Genomic DNA, 18,370 nt, shown 5'->3' on the forward strand with positions numbered 1-18,370 from the left:
ATTGTATGTATATAATGTCGTCCTGTCCTTCAATTAAGCAGAAAGAATTCTTTATGCGTTTTTCAGACTCACCATCATCCTCCGCTTCTCTGTCTCATCATCTATCACGTCAAGTTAAGCAGATTTACCAACACCCGGCGTTTAGGGCTATTGCCTTGAGTTTGCCCTTATTAACTCTCGCTGCCTGCGGCAAGGAAGAAACCGCACATGCAGCACCCGGCGCTATGCCTCCACCAGAAGTCAATGTCGTGACGGTAGAAAACCGCGATCTGGCTTTGGATTTTGAATATGTTGGTCAAACTGCAGGCTCACGTGAGACGGAAGTGCGAGCGCGTGTCGCTGGTATTTTGGAAAATCGTATTTACGAAGAAGGCTCACGCGTAAAAGCAGGGGACGTCTTGTTCCAAATCGACCCAGGCACATACAAAACACAACTGGCATCGGCAGAAGCCGCAGCGGGTGTGAGCGAAGCGAAACTGAATCAGGCGAAACGTGAATATGCACGCTTGTCGCCACTAGCTGCTGAAAAAGCGATTAGCCAAAAAGAATTCGATGATGCGAAATCTAATTTAGAAACGGCCGAAGCCAGTTACAAGCAAGTGCTGGCGCAAGTCAATGAAGCTAAACTCAATCTTGGTTATACCAAAGTTGTTGCACCTATCGCTGGCGTGACGGGCATTGCAAATAAATCTAACGGTAGTCTGGTGACAGCGGCCGACAGTTTATTGACGACGATTGTTCAAACCGATCCTGTGTACATCAATTTCAGCATTCCGGAAGCAGATTACCTGAAAGTCGCTAAAGAAGTGGGTAGCGGCAAAGTCGCATTACCAGGCAAACGTGCAAGTAATGGCAGTCTGGCTTTTGACGTGCAACTCAAATTGGCCGATGGCAGCATGTTCCCAACTTCCGGCAAGATGAATTTTGTGAGCGAAAAAGTTAATCCGGCAACAGGCGGTTTTGATGCGCGTGCGCAGGTCGCGAACCCAGACGGTAACTTGCGCCCAGGTCAATTTGTGCGTGTGATTCTGGCGGGGGCAAAACGTAGTTCTGCTCTGGCTGTACCACAACGCGCGGTGATCGATGGTCCTATGGGCAAGATGGTGTTTGCCGTATCGTCTGACAACAAACTGGTACCTAAACCAGTGGAGTTAGATGGCTGGTCGCATGGCGAATGGGTGGTGACTAAAGGCTTGAAAAACGGTGAACGTGTTTTGGTCGATGGCATCATCAAAGCGCATGAACCAGGCATGACCGTGACGCCAATTGCTGTGAGCGCGAAAGTGGCTGCGGCAACGGGCGCAGACAGCATCGCCTCAAAAGCGAACACCGCAGCAGCGTCCAAACCAGCCGCTACTAAATCTGTCGCTACTAAATCGGCAGACTAAGAACCCGATCAGCTTCCTTTACTGAATTTAGTGCTGCATCGTCAGCAAAGGCAAACAGGAATAATTCATGTTTTCAAAATTTTTTATTAACCGGCCAATTTTTGCGACAGTGTTGTCGTTGATTATTGTGCTGGCAGGCTTGGCCGCTCTGCGTGTCCTGCCGATTTCTCGCTACCCCGAGATTTCGCCACCGGTGGTGAACGTTACCGCCTTCTATCCAGGTGCTTCAGCTGAGGTCGTGGAACGTACCGTGGCGGCGCCGATTGAAGAGCAAATCAACGGCGTCGAACACATGTTGTACATGAACTCGGTCTCATCTGCTGATGGTCGCGTCTCCATTGATGTGACGTTTGAAGTCGGTACCAATCTTGATATCGCTGCGGTGAACGTCAATAACCGTGTGCGTCAGGCGGATGCTAAATTACCGCAAGAAGTGCGTCGTCAGGGCGTAACGGTCTCTAAGAGTTCGTCAAACTTCTTGGTCGTTGCAGCCTTGTATTCGCCAGACAATCGCTACGATGCTTTGTACTTGTCTAACTATGCCACGCAGAATGTGTTAGATGCACTGAAGCGCGTTCCTGGTACAACCAATATTCAGATTTTTGGTGCCAAAGATTATGCAATGCGGATCTGGATGCGTCCGGATCGCATGGCGCAATTGGGCGTGACGGTGAGCGATATTTCAAACGCCATTTCTGAACAAAATGCGCAATACGCTGCTGGTAAAGTTGGTGCCCCACCAAACAATACCGAAGAACTGACGATGACCGTGACGGCCAAAGGTCGTTTATTGGAACCAGAAGAATTCGCGAATATCATCGTCAAATCCGATAAGAGCGGTGCAACGATACGCATTAAAGATGTGGCGCGGGTCGAATTAGGTTCTAAAGATTACAACTTGTATGGTCGCGTGAATGGTCATCCTTCTGCCAACATTGGTGTGTTTTTGCAAACCGGTGCGAATGCCTTAGAGACACGCAAAGCAGTTGAAAAAACCTTGCAAGATCTGAAGGCGAAATTCCCTGAAGGCATGACTTATTCGACACCGTATGACACCACGCCGTTTGTTACTGAGTCGATTGCAGAAGTTTTAAAAACACTGGCAGAAGCGATGGTCTTGGTGTTTATTGTTGTGTACCTGTTTTTGCAAAGCTGGCGTGCAACGATCATTCCAACGCTCGCCGTTCCGGTCTCATTGATTGGAACGATGGCAGGTTTGCACTTGCTTGGTTACAGCATAAACACGCTGACTTTATTCGGTATGGTGTTAGCGATTGGTATCGTGGTGGATGATGCGATCGTGGTCTTGGAAAACGTCGAACGTCTGATGAATGAAGAGGGCATGACGCCGAAAGATGCTGCGATTGAAGCGATGCATGAAGTGACTGGACCAGTCATTGCGATTGTGCTGGTGCTGGTGGCGGCGTTTGGTCCGATTGCTTTCCTTGGTGGTTTGGCAGGCGAGTTATATCGCCAATTCTCGGTCACGATTTCTATCGCTGTTGTGTTGTCTGGTCTGGTTGCATTGACTTTGACGCCCGCTTTGTGCGCAATCTTGTTGAAACCAGGTGCGGAAAATCATAATCGCTTTTTTACCTGGTTTAATGCGGCGTTTTTACGTTTGACTAAGCGCTATACCGATGGTGTTAGTTTCTTCCTGAAACGCGCTACCTTAGGTGTTGCTTTGGTCTTGGGTATGGTTGCTTTGACTGGTGTATTGTGGAAACACGTGCCAGGTGGCTTAGTGCCAGATGAAGATCAGGGCTACTTTATTGGTGCGGCGATTATGCCGGATGGTGCATCTCTGGATCGTACGAATGCGATGGTCAAGCAAGTTGAGACCGTCATGCAAACCAATAAAAATATCGACACCACCTTCTCTTTGGTTGGTTTGGATTTTCTGGGTGGTGGCGGTTTGAAATCATCCGCCGCGACCATGTTCTTCCCATTAAAGCCATGGGATGAACGTAACCAATCCGCGCAGCAAATGGTCGGTGAAAGTTATATGAAAACCGGTCATATCAAAGAAGGCCTGCCATTGTTCTTCAGCCCACCTGCGATTCAGGGGTTAGGACAAACTGGTGGCTTCGAGTTCTATTTGCAAAATGCGGGTGAAGGCGGTGTCAAACGCTTAGCCACTTTATTGCCGTTGTTATTAGCCGAAGCCAATAAGCAGCCAGAACTGGCTGGCGTGAAAACCTTGTGGCAAGCACGTTCTCCGCAGTTATATGTGGATGTGGATAATGAAAAAGCGCGTTCTATGGGCGTTGCCCTTTCTGATGTCTACAACACATTGGCGGCTACGTTGGGTAGCTACTATGTGAACGATTTCAATAAAAATGGGCGTATTTACACCGTGCAGTTGCAAGCAGAAGGTCAGTATCGTGCCAAACCTGATGATATCGGCAGCATGTATGTTCGCTCTTCGACGGGGCAAATGATACCGGTACGCGCTTTCACGACGATCAAGTTCATTACCGGACCTGATTCAGTGCAACGCTTTAATGCTTTGCCTGCGATTAAATTGCTGGGCGATGCGAAACCAGGTTACAGCTCAGGTCAGGCCATCGCGGCGATGGAACGCGCAGCAAAGAACGTGTTGCCTGCCGACGTCGTGTACGACTGGGGTGGTGCATCATTTCAGGAAAAACGTAGCAGTAATGCAGCCGGGATCGCACTGGGTGCTGGTGTGTTGATGATTTTCCTGATCCTTGCAGCGCAATATGAAAAATGGTCATTGCCGTTTTCAGTATTGTTGGCAATGCCGTTTGGTATCTTTGGAGCATTGATGGCGGTGTATTTGCGTCACTTTAATAACGACGTGTATTTCCAGATCGGCCTCGTGACTTTGCTCGGTTTATCAGCCAAGAATGCGATTCTGATTGTGGAATTTGCGGTCATGAAAGTGCATGAAGGTTATGCACCAGTGGCGGCGGCGGTCGAGGCAGCACGCTTGCGTTTCCGTCCGATTTTGATGACCTCATTGGCATTTATTTTGGGTGTCGTACCACTGGCGTTTTCTCATGGTGCTGGTGCGGCTGCGCGTCAATCGCTGGGGACTGGTGTATTGGGTGGTATGTTGGCGGCTACCTTCCTGGCGATCTTCTTTGTACCTTTGTTCTTTAAATTAATTAACGACAAACGTTTGAAAACGACCGAGGCTGATTTCGCTCATCCTGTAACGACCGCACCTCACGCAGCAAAAATGGATGCATCTGTCGCAGTGACTAAGGAATAATGATGTTGAAAGCAAAATTTATATTAACAACGATGGCCGCCAGTCTGGCGCTGGCTGGCTGCGCTTCGGTAGGGCCTGATTATCAGCGCCCAGCATTGGATGTGCCGACAAGTTTGAGCGTCGCTGCAGCGCCGGGCAAGTCTGCTACTATGGACTATATGGCGTGGTGGAAAGGGTTCAATGATCCTGTCCTCAATGCGTTGTTGGATGAAGCGCATGCCAATAATCAGGATCTGCTACTTGCTGCTGGTCGCGTTGAAGAAGCGCGTGCCCTGGCAGTCGGTGCCAATTCCAATCGCTATCCGACCGTGGATGCAAATATCACGCCGACCAAACTGCGTACGAGCCAACATGCGGGTTCACTACCACCCGGGGCAGAACCAATTAGCCGTGACTATAAGCTAGGTCTCAGTGCTTCGTATGAACTTGATTTGTGGGGTAAGTTAGCACGTGCTGACGAAGCTGCACGTGCGCGTTTGCTGGCGCAGGAAGCCAATCAAGGTGTTGTTTTGACGAGTTTATATAGCACTCTGGCGCAAACTTACTTTAGCTTACGTGCCAGCGATGCCCAATTAGCATTGGCAGATGTGACGCTCAAAACGCGTCAGGAAAAACTTCGTTTGCAGAAAAAATTATATGCGTCTGGCACCATCGGTGAACTGGATTTACATATAGCTGATTCTGAAGAAGCAGCGGCAGAAATCAGTCTTGCACAAGCGAAGCAATCAGTGGCAAATACCGAATCCGCACTGGCTGTACTGGTAGGACGTTCACCTTCTGCAATTGCCAAACCGGTGATTGCACGCGGTAGTGATATTGATGGTCTGTACCAACAATTGAGTGTACCTGCTGATTTACCTTCCAATTTGTTAGAGCGTCGTCCTGATATTGTCGCCGCTGAACAATCTTTGATGGCGGCGAATGCAGATATTGGTCAGGCAAAAGCGCAATATTTTCCTACGCTCAAACTTAGTAGTGGTGTTGGTTACGAGTCGCAAAGTCTCAAGGACTTGATTAATCCGGCATCGATGTTGTGGAATATTGGTGCGAATTTAACCCAGCCGGTATTCCGTGCTGGTGCAATTGGCGCGCTCGTGTCTGGTGCAGAAGCACGCAAAACACAAGCGCTGGCGCAGTATGTGCAAACAGTCCAGGGTGCCTTCAGGGATGTACATGACGCCTTGAATAACGCCACCGCCAATGAGCAGATTTATACGTCCGGTCAGCATCGCGTATCAGCCTTGAAAGACTCGCTACGCTTAGCCGAATTACGCTATAAAAACGGCTATAGCAGTTACCTCGAAGTCTTGAACGCGCAAAGAGATCTGTGGCAAGCGCAAGTGACGGTGATTGATACCCAGCGTGCGCATCTGAGTGCTGTGGTCAGTTTGTATAAAGCGGTAGGTGGCGGTTGGGATGCGAAGCAGGAAGTCGCAGCGAAATAGAAGTTGAGGTAGTAACGTAAAAGCAAAAAAGCCGATACATGCGTATCGGCTTTTTTTTGAAGGACAATTTGTATCAAAAATTTAATCCAATTCAAATCAAATCAAATCAAATTAATTCAATTCAAATCAAACTACATTTTTCAGACCGATTAACCACCACGACGCATCATCTCAAAGAATTCTGCATTGTTTTTGGTTGCCTTCATTTTGTCCTGGATGAATTCCATCGCTTCGATCTCGTCCATCGAGTACAGCAACTTACGCAAAATCCAGATTTTTTGTAACTGATCTGGTTTGATCAATAACTCTTCACGACGGGTACCGGATTTATTTAGGTTGATCGCTGGGTAGACGCGTTTTTCAGCAAGGCGGCGTTCCAGATGAACTTCCATATTGCCTGTACCTTTGAATTCTTCGTAGATCACGTCATCCATACGACTACCGGTTTCGATCAATGCTGTAGCGATGATGGTCAGGGAGCCGCCTTCTTCGACGTTACGGGCAGCACCAAAGAAACGTTTTGGACGTTGCAATGCGTTAGCATCCACACCACCGGTCAATACTTTGCCGGAAGCTGGGATCACGGTATTGTAAGCACGTGCCAGACGGGTAATCGAGTCGAGCAAAATGACTACGTCTTTTTTCATTTCGACCAGACGTTTGGCTTTTTCGAGAACCATTTCAGCCACTTGTACGTGACGAGTTGCGGGTTCATCAAAGGTTGAAGCAACGACTTCGCCGCGTACTGAACGCTGCATTTCGGTCACTTCTTCCGGACGTTCATCGATCAGCAAAACGATCAAGGTTACATCTGGGTGATTGGTCGTAATTGCGTGAGCAACGTGTTGCAACATCACGGATTTACCGGATTTTGGTGAAGCCACTAGCAAGCCACGTTGGCCACGACCAATTGGCGCGATCATGTCGATAATACGGCCTGTGGTATTTTCCTCGCCGCGCATTTCGCGTTCGAGTGTCAATACTTTGTTTGGGTGCAGCGGCGTTAAGTTTTCAAACAGAATGCGGTGTTTAGACGCTTCTGGTGATTCTCCGTTGACCTTGTCCACCTTCACCAGAGCGAAATAACGCTCGCCATCTTTTGGTGTACGTACTTCACCTTCGATCGAATCGCCAGTGTGCAAATTGAAACGGCGGATTTGTGAAGGAGAAATATAAATATCGTCAGTCGAAGCCATGTAGCTGGCGTCTGGTGAGCGCAAGAAACCGAAGCCGTCAGGCAACACTTCAAGAGCGCCATCGCCAAAAATTTGTTCGCCGGATTTTGCACGTTTTTTAAGAATCGCGAACATCAATTCTTGTTTGCGCATACGTGCCGCGTTGTCGATATCGAGTCCTACAGCCATGTCCAGCAATGCGGATACGTGTAGGGCTTTTAATTCAGATAGATGCATGGTGAGTGTCCCGGGATGGGAGTATGGGGTGGGGGAGTGAACGGAGGAACTACAGAATAAACAGAATAGTTATTTGTATTTTGCGGTCAAATGACCATTAAAACAAGCTCTAAATTTACGTTTTATACTATACGGTGACCGTACTGCTCCAGAAATTTTCATCTCAATCTTATGAAACGATGATTGAACTCAAACCTTGAGCAGTACGTATGATACCTTAAATATTAGCGTCAATGAAAGATGTCAATTGACCTTTTGCCAAGGCGCCTACTTTTTGTGCTGCAACAGCACCATTTTTAAACAAAATTAAAGTAGGAATGCCTCGGATACCAAACTGAGCAGGTACTGCCTGGTTGGCATCGACGTCCATTTTTGCAACAACGACCTTACCATCATATTCTTTAGCAACTTCTTCCAGAATAGGGGCGATCATTTTGCATGGACCACACCATTCAGCCCAGAAGTCGACCAGAACCGGTTTGTCGGATTTTAATACGTCAGCTTCAAAAGAAGCATCGCTTACATATTTGATGTTTTCGCTCATGGAATCCTCATCGAGAGGGAAAAATTAAGGGGTAACAGCGCCACAGAATATCGGTCAGAAATCGGAACTCGCCGCATTCAGTGTTGAATCTGGAGGCGATTGGCGTAATTTCAATGGTAATTAATACTGGTACCGAGAGATGCCAACGAAGAGTCTAGCGTGGTTAGCTATGCAGCAAATAATAACCTATTTTTAAAAAAAGTGTGATGCTTAAGAATATTTTATGTGATTCGTCACATAAAATAATTGTTTGCATACAAAAATGTCGGTTTTTGTATAGTCTATTTTGGCCTTGAACAGAATTTCTATCAAATTAATCGGTTTTTTATCGTTTAAATGAGGTGTTTTGAAATTTTTCCATACTTCATTCGTTCCGGACGCGCGTTGCCAGAAAATTTACTCGTATAATAAGAATCCAGATTTGTTGCACTTGATAACCTCCAACTATGATGATTTCCGATTTTGAATTACTCGCTGAAAAAGTTGCTAAGCTCGCTGAGCTTACCTATGCCTTGCGTACTGAAAATGCTGGCTTGCGCAACGAAGTAGCGTTGTTGACTTCGCAGAATCACGATATGCAACAACGTATGCAGCAAGCGCATAACCGGGTTTCGGCCTTGTTAGCGCAATTGCCAGCAGAAGCAGTAAATGATGATGAGGAAGCAGCATGACTGAAAAAAAAGTGATACAAGTAGATGTTTCTATCATGGGACAAAGTTATAAGCTGTCTTGCAAAGATGGTGAAGACCGGGCGCTGCGCGAAGCGGCCGCTTATCTGGATGCCAAAATGTCGGCTTTACGTGATTCCTCTAAGGTCAAGGGAACTGACCGTATTGCAGTGATGGCTGCCCTGGGTATGACAACGGAGCTCTTAGCCACCAAATCACCCGAAGGCCCGTTATCTGGCATGTCCATGTCTGAGGTTAAACAGAAAATGAGTCAGATGCATGAAGTGATGGATCAGGCGCTCACTCCACAAGAAAAACTATTTTAATTGCAGGGTCATTGCATAATTTAATCAAAAACAACGACATGAAAACTCAGTTTGGGAGTAAACTTCAATTCCCTGCCGTGTTCGCCAATGTCATATATTCCTTGAACCATTTATGTGCATAGGCTGTGGAACATTGTTCGATGGGTGTGAGCGTCGCTAGTCCGATGAACCCGAAATTGAACTGACCGTGGCCAACTTGAACCGCTTAGGTTCAGGATGCCGGCATAGCGGCATCGGTGGGGACTTATTCTGAACGGCTGTCGTTATCGACAGCCGTTTTTTATTTTGAGAATTTGATTTTTTCTATCTGCGTTTGCTTTCAGATACCCAGCGTCCAAGTATGCGACAATTTCTTTTTTATCTTTTCTCTTTTTTCTTTGAGTGAATTGCTATGGCATATTGGTTGATGAAGTCTGAACCTGCTGAAATGAGTATCGACGATGCGCTGGCAATGCCAGCGGTACCTTGGTTCGGCGTCAGAAATTACCAGACACGAAATTTTATGCGTGACGTCATGCGAGTGGGTGATGGGGTATTGTTTTACCATTCTAGTTGTGCAGAACCGGGCATTGCGGGCATTGCTGAAGTAGTGTCCACTGCTTATCCGGATCATACCCAGTATGATTCTAAGAGCCATTATTTTGATCCTAAAGCCACCCAGGAAACGCCACGCTGGATGATGGTCGATATCAAGGCGATCCGCAAGACACCGCTACTAAGCCTGACTGAGATGCGTACTCATTCAGAATTGGAAACCATGCAGGTATTGCAAAAAGGTAGCCGTTTATCGATTACGCCAGTGACAACGGCAGAATGGAACGCAGTAATGATGCTGTTGATGAAATAATGAATAAAGACAAACACACCCTTGAAAAGGGCATGGCATCATTTCCTGCGGCACATCTGATCAAAGAAATTGGCAGGGGTAAAGACGGCGCCCGCAGTATGGGGCGGGACGATGCCCAAGCTTTGTATGAGGCGATGTTGGCTGGACGAGTTTCTGACCTGGAGCTTGGGGCGATATTATTGTCCATGCGAATCAAGGGCGAATCGATAGATGAAATTGCCGGTTTTCTGGATGCAGCTAAGAGCTTTATCATGCCGCTGACTGCGCCTGTTGATACCGCTTATGCGCCAGTGATTATCCCGAGTTATAACGGCGCTCGTAAAAAAGCAAATCTCACGCCTTTACTGGCTTTGCTTCTTGCGCGTCGGGGAGTGCCAGTGCTGGTGCACGGTGTAACGAAGGATGCCGGACGGGTAACTACAGCAGAAATTTTTTCTGAATTATGCATTCAGAAATGTGAAACCGTAGAACAAGTCAGTGTCCAAATGGCTGCGCAGCAGCCAGCATTTGTTGCCATTGAAACTTTATCACCATCGATGTCGGGCTTGCTAAATTTGCGACGAATTCTGGGGGTCAGAAATTCGACTCACACTCTGGTTAAATTATTGCAACCATTCGATTCGCCTGCGTTGCGTTTGAATTCTTACACGCATCCTGAGTATTTACAGATGTTACAGGACTATTTTTCTACTCATCAGAATCCGCATGAAGGCGATGTATTTTTGATGCGCGGCACGGAAGGTGAAACGGTCGCTAGTACAGGACGTGCGCAACGCATAGATTGGTTTAGTAATGGGGTGGGAAGAACGCTTTTGGATAAGCAGGATGGTTTGGCGGGAGGCACCCCCGAAGCGCCGGATAGCATTGACGCTCAAGCGACTGCGAACTGGATTTCTGCCGTGCTTGCGGGACGCATCGCCGTTCCTGAAAACATAGAGCGGCAAGTTGGATTTTGTATTGACGTCGCGCGACAAATAAAGTTGCGCTGATGTCCGACGGGAGTGCCGTATCGACGAGATTAGCATTGAAGCCAATAAAAAACGCGCCAGACTCATCATCTGGCGCGTTTTGATTTATTGCTACTTCTATTTAAGCAAATCTAAACCAAATTAGAAGTTTGCTTTGAATTGAACGCCGTAGCTGCGTGGTTCGTTCAAGATGCCTGTCAGATTGTCGAAGTCAATCGCTGCAATGACTTGTTGCTTGTTGGTGATGTTGCGACCGTAAGCAGCCAATTCATATTTACCGTCAGCCCATTGATAGCCAACACGCAAACCGCCTTCTAACAAAGATTTCGCTTTGTATTCAGCTGCTTCATACAAGAACATGTTGTAGCTGTCTTTGTATGCCCAGTCTGTCACAGCGTACAAAGTGCCTTCGCCAACTTGTGTTGTGTATTTCAATGTGAAGTTACCTACCCATTTAGGTGCGCGTGGGAGTGGGTTGCCGTTGATTGCAGCCGTGCCTGGGAACGGTCCTACAGGGTTGGTGACTGTACAGAGTGTGCCACCATTACCGCAAGTTGCGACAAACAGGTTAGGATCTTTAATTTTTGTGTCGTTGTAACTGACGCCCAAAGTGGCTTTCCAGTTGCGGTTCAGATTAGCTTGTCCATCAATTTCAAAACCTTGACCGGTAGCTTTATCTGCATTTACCAGTCTATTTTGATTCACGCCACCACTACCAGCGGTCAGTTGCAAGTCTTTCGCTGTGTATTGGAACACAGTCGCACTCAATCGAGCTGTGTTGTCCAGAAAATCTTTTTTGATACCAGCTTCGAAGGATAAATTCTTTTCAGAGTTCGCGACAGAAATCGAATTTTGATTGAGCTGGGCGTTCGTGCCTGGCGCAAACAACAGACGTCCCTGGATACTTGGTGCGCGATAGCCGGTGGCGACTCGGGCAAACAAGTTAGTTGATTTATCCAAAGCGTAGCTTCCACTTAAATCCCATGTCACGTTGCTAGCACTAGGATTTGCGGAAATAACGGCTGAAGGAGCATCATTATTCCCTGGCTGCCAAGTACGTTGTGCATCAAAGTCTTTGCTGTCTTTGGTGTAACGCATACCAGCGCGAACTTTAAACTGATCGTTCACTGCATAGTTAACGGAGCCGAATGCAGCATAGGACTTTGCATTCTGGTGTTGAACCGCATAGCCATCTTGTACATTGCCATGCAAGGAATCGTAGTCAAAGCTATCCACCTGGATTTTTTCATTGAAGTAGTACAGACCAGCAATCCATTGCAGTGGATCTTTAGTGTTGGACTCGACACGTACTTCTTGAGTGATTTGACGCAGATAAGGTAGGCCATCTGCTGTCTCAGAGTTAAAGAGATTGCCTGGTCCTGTAGGCGTGTTTGGAGGGCACCATGGAGAGTTACAGCCGTAGCCACCATCAACGTCCGCACGGCTATAGAATTTTGCTTTGTCGTAGCCGGTGATTGAATGTACAGTCAGACCGTCCAGATCCCAGCGCAAATGTGCATTAGCGCCAGATGATGTCAGCGTTTGTTTATTTAAACCGTCTGTTGGGTATGAACCGTAGTCAAAACCTGGCACGATATCATTGGTGCCTTTTTGAATAATGTTGGCGCGGAACAATGTTGCGTTGCCTGCCATGTCACGACCATGCAAATTGAACAGAGCGCTAAAGCCGCTGTTTTTGTACAGGAACTGCACGCGTGCTGCATTGTCGTGGTAGCCTTCAAATGTCTTAGTACCCGTGCTCAAAGGATTGGTCACGCGGTCATTACGGCTTTGACCCTGACCGGAGATGCGCATTGCCCAATCTTGATTCAGAGGGACGTTAACTGCACCTTCCAGATTGATCGCGCCATAGTTACCGTAACCAACGCTGCCGTAGCCTTCGAATGTACGGGTTGGTTTGGCAGAGTCAAATTTGATGACGCCTGCCGGGGAGTTACGGCCAAACAATGTACCTTGTGGGCCGCGCAATACTTCAACCTGATCAACGTCAAATACCGGGAAACCTTTGAGGATCGGGCTTTCTTGGACGATGTCATCGTAGATCAAGCCAACTGGCTGAGATGCATTTAAGTCGAAATCGGTATTACCCAGGCCACGGATGTAGAAACGTGGGAAAGAGCGACCGAAGTCGGATTCGATATTCAAGCTAGGTACGCGTGAAGACAAGAAGCGAATATCTTGACCGTTGGCACCGTAGGTGTCGAGTGCATCGCCTTTAATTGCTGAAATAGACATCGGTACTTCTTTGATGTTTTCAGCGCGGCGGTTAGCGGTAACGATGACCGTTTCCAACTTCGTACCATCGTTGCCCGAAGCTTCTGGCTTCGCTTCTTGTGCTAATGCCGCATGCATAGGAAATGCAGTGCTTACTGCCACAGCGATCAGGGTGCGTGTCGCGCCCTTAAATAGCTGCTTTGAAGAATAGTTGCGCATGAAATTAATCCCAAAGGTGAGGTTTGTCCAAATAGAGGATCTTTTTAGTGCAAAAAAAATTTAATCCAGGGGGAGAATAAAAAATTTTGCTTTTTAAAATCGGATTGCGCAAACGTTTGCGTAATCGTTGATTAGTTATCTCTTTTTGCGGAAAACAAGTCAATAATTTCTTCTATATTGAATTCAATTTGCTAACGAAAATGCACGAAATGTTGTGTTTTTCAAACAGCGTTATCGTTCTATACATATAAGAATTTCATGCTTGTTTTTGGTGCAGATTTAACTAAGGGCGGCAGTATAGATGAAAATGGGTGGTGCGTGATTTAGGCTTTCCTCTAAATTATATGTATTTTGATGCAATCGCAAATATGTCGCAGGCTTATCCGCTACAATCTTGCCCTGATTTTGATGAAGGCAATACCGTAATGAATAAGCAATTTGATGTTGCCGTGATCGGTGCTGGCGCCGCCGGAATGATGTGTGCCGCCGTCGCTGGGCAGCGTGGCAAGCGCGTGGTATTAATTGATCATGCCAGCCGATTGGCTGAGAAGATTCGAATTTCTGGCGGTGGTCGCTGCAACTTCACGAATTTGCATGCTGGCACGGCAAATTTTTTATCAGAGAATCCTCATTTCTGTAAAAGCGCGTTATCGCGTTACACCCCACAAGATTTTTTGTCGCTGATGAAACGTCATGGCATCGCCTGGCATGAAAAGCACAAGGGGCAGTTGTTTTGTGATGACAGTGCGGAAGATATCATTCGCATGTTGAAAGCCGAATGTGATGCGGGCAAGGTTCAATGGCGCATGCCTTGTGCTGTTGATGATGTGTCACCAGCTGAGGGGGGTGGCTACGTGCTCAAAACGTCGTCTGGGGAAATTTCTGCAGAAAACGTCGTGATCGCCACTGGTGGCTTATCTATTCCAAAAATCGGTGCGACTGATTTTGCGCACAAGATTGCGCGTCAGTTTGGTATTAAAGTGATAGAGCCGCGCCCAGCGTTGGTACCTTTGACGTTTGACGCAAAATCCTGGGAGCCATTTGTACCTCTTTCTGGCATCTCACTAGAAGTAGATATAGAAACGGGTGAGAAAAAATCAAAAATTGTTTTCCGTGAAGATTTGCTCTTTACACATAAAGGCCTGTCGGGCCCCGGCGTGCTACAGATTTCCAGCTATTGGCAGCCCGGCACACCAATCAGAATTAATTTGTTGCCAGAATTAGACGTTGCAGAAGATTTAATTCAAGCTAAAACTATGACCAAGAAAAATCTGGCTAACTATTTAGCGCAATACTTACCGGCAAGACTGGTCGATGGCTTGCTGGCGGCGCATGGCTTTGATGGTGATTTAAAAATTCCGGATATGCAGGACAAACGGCTGCGTGCCTTGGGCGAGAAGTTGAATCGATGGGAATTGGTGCCAGATGGATCCGAAGGTTATCGCAAGGCTGAAGTGACTCGCGGCGGAATTGATACGCGGGCGCTGTCGCAGCAAAGCATGATGGCGACTAAAGTGCCAGGTTTATATTTTATTGGCGAGGCAGTTGATGTGACTGGCTGGCTGGGGGGATTTAACTTCCAGTGGGCATGGGCATCGGGTAGTGCTGCAGGAGCGGCGTTGTAAAATCGCCGAAAATTGTTTAACTAAAATTAAGTGGCAATTCGCTATTATACTGGTAGGGGGTATATTTTTAAGTCTAGATTATATCTGGACAATTCAAGCATTTTGCTTGATACTCCCAACCTTAATTTAAAAATACTGGCAAGAAGTGTTGACTTTCTAAGTTTATTGGCAAGGCAGATTAAAGTTTTTGCGTAAGATTTAATCAGATTCCTTCCCATAAATCAAAAATCCTGTTACTATCTCTGTCTTCCTATAATCTTTCAATGGTTTGAACTTACATGACCACAATTCGCCTTAAAGAAAACGAGCCGTTCGAAGTCGCCATGCGCCGCTTCAAGCGCACTATCGAAAAGACCGGTCTGTTGACCGAATTGCGCGCTCGCGAGTTCTACGAGAAGCCAACTGCAGAACGCAAACGTAAGCTGGCAGCAGCCGTTAAGCGTCACTACAAACGCATTCGTAGTCAGCAATTGCCTAAGAAAATGTATTAATTCTGATGTTGTATCTGGCTAAGCCAGGTGCGATGTTGAATAGTGCTACTTAGGTTTTGCATGCCCGCTCCGGTCAGCCGCAGCGGGCTTTGTTGTTTTTATCTGATTCAGTTTCCCAGGTTAAAAAGGTAAGTATATGAGCTTAAAAGACCAAATCACCGACGACATGAAAGCCGCAATGCGTGCGAAAGAAGCAGGCAAATTGGGCACGATCCGTTTATTGACTGCTGCGATGAAGCAAAAAGAAGTCGATGAGCGCGTTGAGTTGGATGATGGCATGATCCTGGTAATCATCGAAAAAATGATCAAGCAGCGCAAAGATTCTATTCAGCAATTTGAAGCGGGTGGCCGTCAGGATTTGGCTGATATCGAAAAAGCCGAATTGGCGGTGTTGTCCACTTATATGCCTGCTGCATTGTCTGATGAAGAAGTGCAAGCTGCAGTTGCTGCCGCAGTTGCTGAAACTGGCGCCGCTGGTCCGCAAGATATGCGTAAAGTCATCGACGTGCTCAAAGTCAAACTGGCTGGCCGCGCTGATATGGGTAAAGTATCTGGCTTGGTCAAAGCTGCGCTGACCCGTTAATTTCTCGCTCAATTGCATAAGCCGCAAGGCTGGTAGCCAGCGTTGATACCGCAAAGTTTTATCCAGGACTTACTCGCCCGCGTTGATATTGTCGACGTGGTGGGTAAGTACGTCCAGCTCAAAAAAGGTGGCGCAAACTACATGGGTTTGTGCCCCTTCCATAATGAAAAATCCCCCAGTTTTACCGTCAGCCCGACCAAGCAGTTTTATCATTGCTTTGGTTGCGGTGCGCATGGCAGTTCCATCGGTTTTTTAATGGAATATTCCGGGCTGAGTTATGTCGATGCAATACGCGATCTGGCGCAGAGTAACGGTATGATTGTTCCCGAAGAAGATCGTATGCTGCCAGCGCAACGCGCTGAAGTGACGGCTAAAAGTCTGGCCTTATCAGAGGTTATGACTAAAGCAGGGGACTACTACAAGCAACAGTTACGCACAGCCCCGCAAGCGATCGCTTACCTTAAAAAACGTGGTTTGACCGGCGAAATCGCCGCACGTTTTGGTTTGGGATTCGCACCAGATGCCTGGGATGGCTTGCGCTCGGTTTATGCTGATTATCAGGCACCAGAGCTGGTCGAAGCGGGGCTGGTGATTGATAAAAGTGAAGAAGAAGGCGGCGGTCGCAAACGTTACGATCGCTTCCGTGATCGTGTCATGTTCCCTATTCGTAACACTAAAGGTCAAATTATTGGCTTTGGTGGGCGGATTATGGAGCAGGGTGAGCCCAAATATCTGAACTCGCCGGAAACCCCTTTGTTTCAAAAAGGCTATGAGTTGTATGGCCTGTTTGAAGCGCGTCAATCGATACGTGAAGCGGGTTATGTCCTGGTGACCGAGGGTTATATGGATGTCGTGGCGCTGGCGCAGATGGGATTTCCGCAAGCAGTCGCGACGCTTGGCACGGCATGTACACCTACCCACGTGCAAAAATTATTGCGTCAGACCGATCACGTTATTTTTAGTTTTGATGGCGATAGCGCTGGCCGTCGCGCTGCGCGTCGTGCGCTGGATGCTTGTTTGCCACACGCGAATGACGATAAGTTTATTAAGTTCCTCTTTTTACCTGCTGAGCATGATCCAGATAGTTTTATCCGTGAGTTTGGTGCGGATGCTTTTGAGCAGCAGGTGCATGATGCCATGCCTTTATCGCAATTTTTTATGCGTGAGATGGTAGGCGATAATGATCTGAATTCGGCCGAGGGCAGGGCGCGAACCCAATTCGATGCAAAACCTCTGTTGCAAGGCATGCAGCCTTCTGGCTTACGTTTACAAATCGTCAGAAATCTCGCACAACTGACGCAAACCACACCAGCAGAGATTGAAGCTTTGTTTGAGCTGGCGCAGCCGGTTGCGCGCGTCAAATTGGCACCACCGCGTTCTAAGCGTAGTGCGCCAGTCGGGCTGGAGCGTCAGATTATGCGTATTTTGGTTGCGTATCCAGCTCTTTCAGCGATGCTTGATCAGTCTTTATTGGCTGAGGCTGCCGTGCTGGCGCCAGATGGTGCTGCGATGTTGATGCAGTTAGTCACAATCGCGCAAAGCATGGGTGAAGGTGCGCAATTCGCGGCACTCGCTGAGCAGCTCAAAGCAGTTAGTCAGGATTATGACGGTTTGATCGCTGAAGTCGCTGAGCAAACGGATACCGATCCTGATCTGGTTAAATTGGAATTAACTGGCGCAATCCGGCAAATCCGTTCGCAGGCGCTAAAAAGTGAAGCGGAACGATTGGTTGCGTCCGGATTGCGTACTGATGAGGACAAGGCGCGTTGGCGTGAAATCATGCAATTGCAGGAACTCTTGCGTCAACAGGCAGTCACAGAGGCTGGCACTCGTTAGTTTTTCGCTTGAAAGTAACTGTTGCAAGATGAATCTAACTAAGCAGAAAATTTTCATTTAAGTAAGTTTTTGTCTTGCAAGTCGCGCCTGAGTTGGTGGCGGAATGTGAAATTTTCAAGAGCTATCTGAATAAAAATTGCCTATTTTTTTATCAGTTTAGTTGTCGTTTGTCTAGCTTTGGGCTAGAGAATCGCTTGACAGCATGCTATAATTAAAGGCTTATGATTCAAGGTCTTAGGTTGTTTCATTTCGTGCAAAATTGTCTGATTGCGGCGAAATGTGTTGTTTAGGTGAGCGAAATGCTCCTCCGAGTAACCCAAAACACTGGCGCTGAGTCTCGGGAAGTCTGAAACAAATATGGATTTGCACTGCATGCAGATGAGTCCTTCTGTCGGCGAGGCATTTCTTTTTTGTGCATTTTGTTATGTGCACATGCAGGCGACTTTCTCAGTTCCAGATGGTTTGATTCAATGGCTAGCGCAATGAAGAAACCCGCGAAAACACTGACGCCCGCGGCAGTTGTAAAAACTGCAACCAAGGTGTCT

General features: G+C 47.3%; 14 protein-coding genes and 1 other RNA gene. 12 read left to right on the forward strand and 3 right to left on the reverse strand.

Translation table 11 applies throughout. The features are described 5' to 3' along the window. The first annotated feature begins 53 nt into the window (after positions 1-53). The 3 genes from H8K32_RS13945 to H8K32_RS13955 all read left to right on the forward strand — a co-directional run bounded on the left by H8K32_RS13945 (position 54) and on the right by H8K32_RS13955 (position 6,071). The gene (locus tag H8K32_RS13945; protein WP_186913156.1) at positions 54-1,388 is read left to right on the forward strand and encodes an efflux RND transporter periplasmic adaptor subunit; all 1,335 of its coding nucleotides are present in this window, start codon (positions 54-56) and stop codon (positions 1,386-1,388) included. Positions 1,389-1,455: 67 nt separating this feature from the next. Then, positions 1,456-4,626 carry an efflux RND transporter permease subunit gene (locus tag H8K32_RS13950; protein ID WP_186913157.1) on the forward strand — a complete coding sequence of 1,057 codons (3,171 nt, stop codon included), beginning with the start codon at positions 1,456-1,458 and terminating at the stop codon, positions 4,624-4,626. Between the two features lie 2 nt (positions 4,627-4,628). Beyond that, positions 4,629-6,071: an efflux transporter outer membrane subunit gene (locus H8K32_RS13955; protein ID WP_186913158.1), complete on the forward strand. Its 1,443-nt coding sequence runs from the start codon at positions 4,629-4,631 to the stop codon at positions 6,069-6,071. 149 nt (positions 6,072-6,220) lie between these two features. On the opposite strand, the gene rho is transcribed toward H8K32_RS13955, so the two are convergent. Next, on the reverse strand, positions 6,221-7,483 hold the full coding sequence (gene rho, locus H8K32_RS13960) for a transcription termination factor Rho (protein WP_186913159.1): 1,263 nt from the start codon (positions 7,481-7,483) through the stop codon (positions 6,221-6,223). 217 nt (positions 7,484-7,700) lie between these two features. After that, a complete protein-coding gene (trxA, locus tag H8K32_RS13965) occupies positions 7,701-8,027 on the reverse strand; it encodes a thioredoxin TrxA (RefSeq protein WP_186913160.1) in 327 nt (108 codons plus the stop codon). A gap of 446 nt (positions 8,028-8,473) precedes the next feature. Between trxA and H8K32_RS13970 the strand changes: the two genes are divergently transcribed. The 5 genes from H8K32_RS13970 to ybiB all read left to right on the forward strand — a co-directional run bounded on the left by H8K32_RS13970 (position 8,474) and on the right by ybiB (position 10,857). Then, on the forward strand, positions 8,474-8,698 hold the full coding sequence (locus H8K32_RS13970) for a DUF904 domain-containing protein (RefSeq protein WP_343068008.1): 225 nt from the start codon (positions 8,474-8,476) through the stop codon (positions 8,696-8,698). Between the two features lie 11 nt (positions 8,699-8,709). Further along, the gene (locus tag H8K32_RS13975) at positions 8,710-9,021 is read left to right on the forward strand and encodes a cell division protein ZapA (RefSeq protein WP_186913264.1); all 312 of its coding nucleotides are present in this window, start codon (positions 8,710-8,712) and stop codon (positions 9,019-9,021) included. A 66-nt stretch (positions 9,022-9,087) separates the two neighbouring features. Beyond that, a non-coding RNA gene (gene ssrS, locus H8K32_RS13980) (6S RNA) lies at positions 9,088-9,268 on the forward strand. A 144-nt stretch (positions 9,269-9,412) separates the two neighbouring features. Beyond that, on the forward strand, positions 9,413-9,868 hold the full coding sequence (locus H8K32_RS13985) for an EVE domain-containing protein (protein ID WP_186913161.1): 456 nt from the start codon (positions 9,413-9,415) through the stop codon (positions 9,866-9,868). 32 nt (positions 9,869-9,900) lie between these two features. Beyond that, complete coding sequence (gene ybiB / locus H8K32_RS13990) at positions 9,901-10,857, forward strand: DNA-binding protein YbiB (protein WP_246447363.1); 957 nt, start codon at positions 9,901-9,903, stop codon at positions 10,855-10,857. A 120-nt stretch (positions 10,858-10,977) separates the two neighbouring features. Here the strand turns inward: ybiB and H8K32_RS13995 are convergent, their stop codons facing one another. Continuing rightward, positions 10,978-13,290, reverse strand: a complete 2,313-nt coding sequence (locus H8K32_RS13995) for a TonB-dependent receptor (RefSeq protein WP_246447364.1) — start codon at positions 13,288-13,290, stop codon at positions 10,978-10,980. A 425-nt stretch (positions 13,291-13,715) separates the two neighbouring features. Between H8K32_RS13995 and H8K32_RS14000 the strand changes: the two genes are divergently transcribed. From H8K32_RS14000 to dnaG, 4 genes are all read left to right on the forward strand, one after another. After that, entirely contained in the window at positions 13,716-14,915 is a 1,200-nt protein-coding gene (locus tag H8K32_RS14000) for a BaiN/RdsA family NAD(P)/FAD-dependent oxidoreductase (RefSeq protein ID WP_186913163.1), read from the forward strand. 278 nt (positions 14,916-15,193) lie between these two features. Then, entirely contained in the window at positions 15,194-15,406 is a 213-nt protein-coding gene (rpsU, locus tag H8K32_RS14005) for a 30S ribosomal protein S21 (RefSeq protein WP_005877634.1), read from the forward strand. Between the two features lie 136 nt (positions 15,407-15,542). Further along, positions 15,543-15,989, forward strand: coding sequence for a GatB/YqeY domain-containing protein (locus tag H8K32_RS14010; protein WP_186913164.1), 447 nt, complete (start codon positions 15,543-15,545; stop codon positions 15,987-15,989). 42 nt (positions 15,990-16,031) lie between these two features. After that, the gene (gene dnaG, locus H8K32_RS14015; RefSeq protein WP_186913165.1) at positions 16,032-17,825 is read left to right on the forward strand and encodes a DNA primase; all 1,794 of its coding nucleotides are present in this window, start codon (positions 16,032-16,034) and stop codon (positions 17,823-17,825) included. The last annotated feature ends 545 nt before the right edge of the window (positions 17,826-18,370 follow it).

This window comes from Cognatundibacterium jejuense, from assembly GCF_014284255.1.
GTDB lineage: Bacteria > Pseudomonadota > Gammaproteobacteria > Burkholderiales > Burkholderiaceae_D > Undibacterium > Undibacterium jejuense.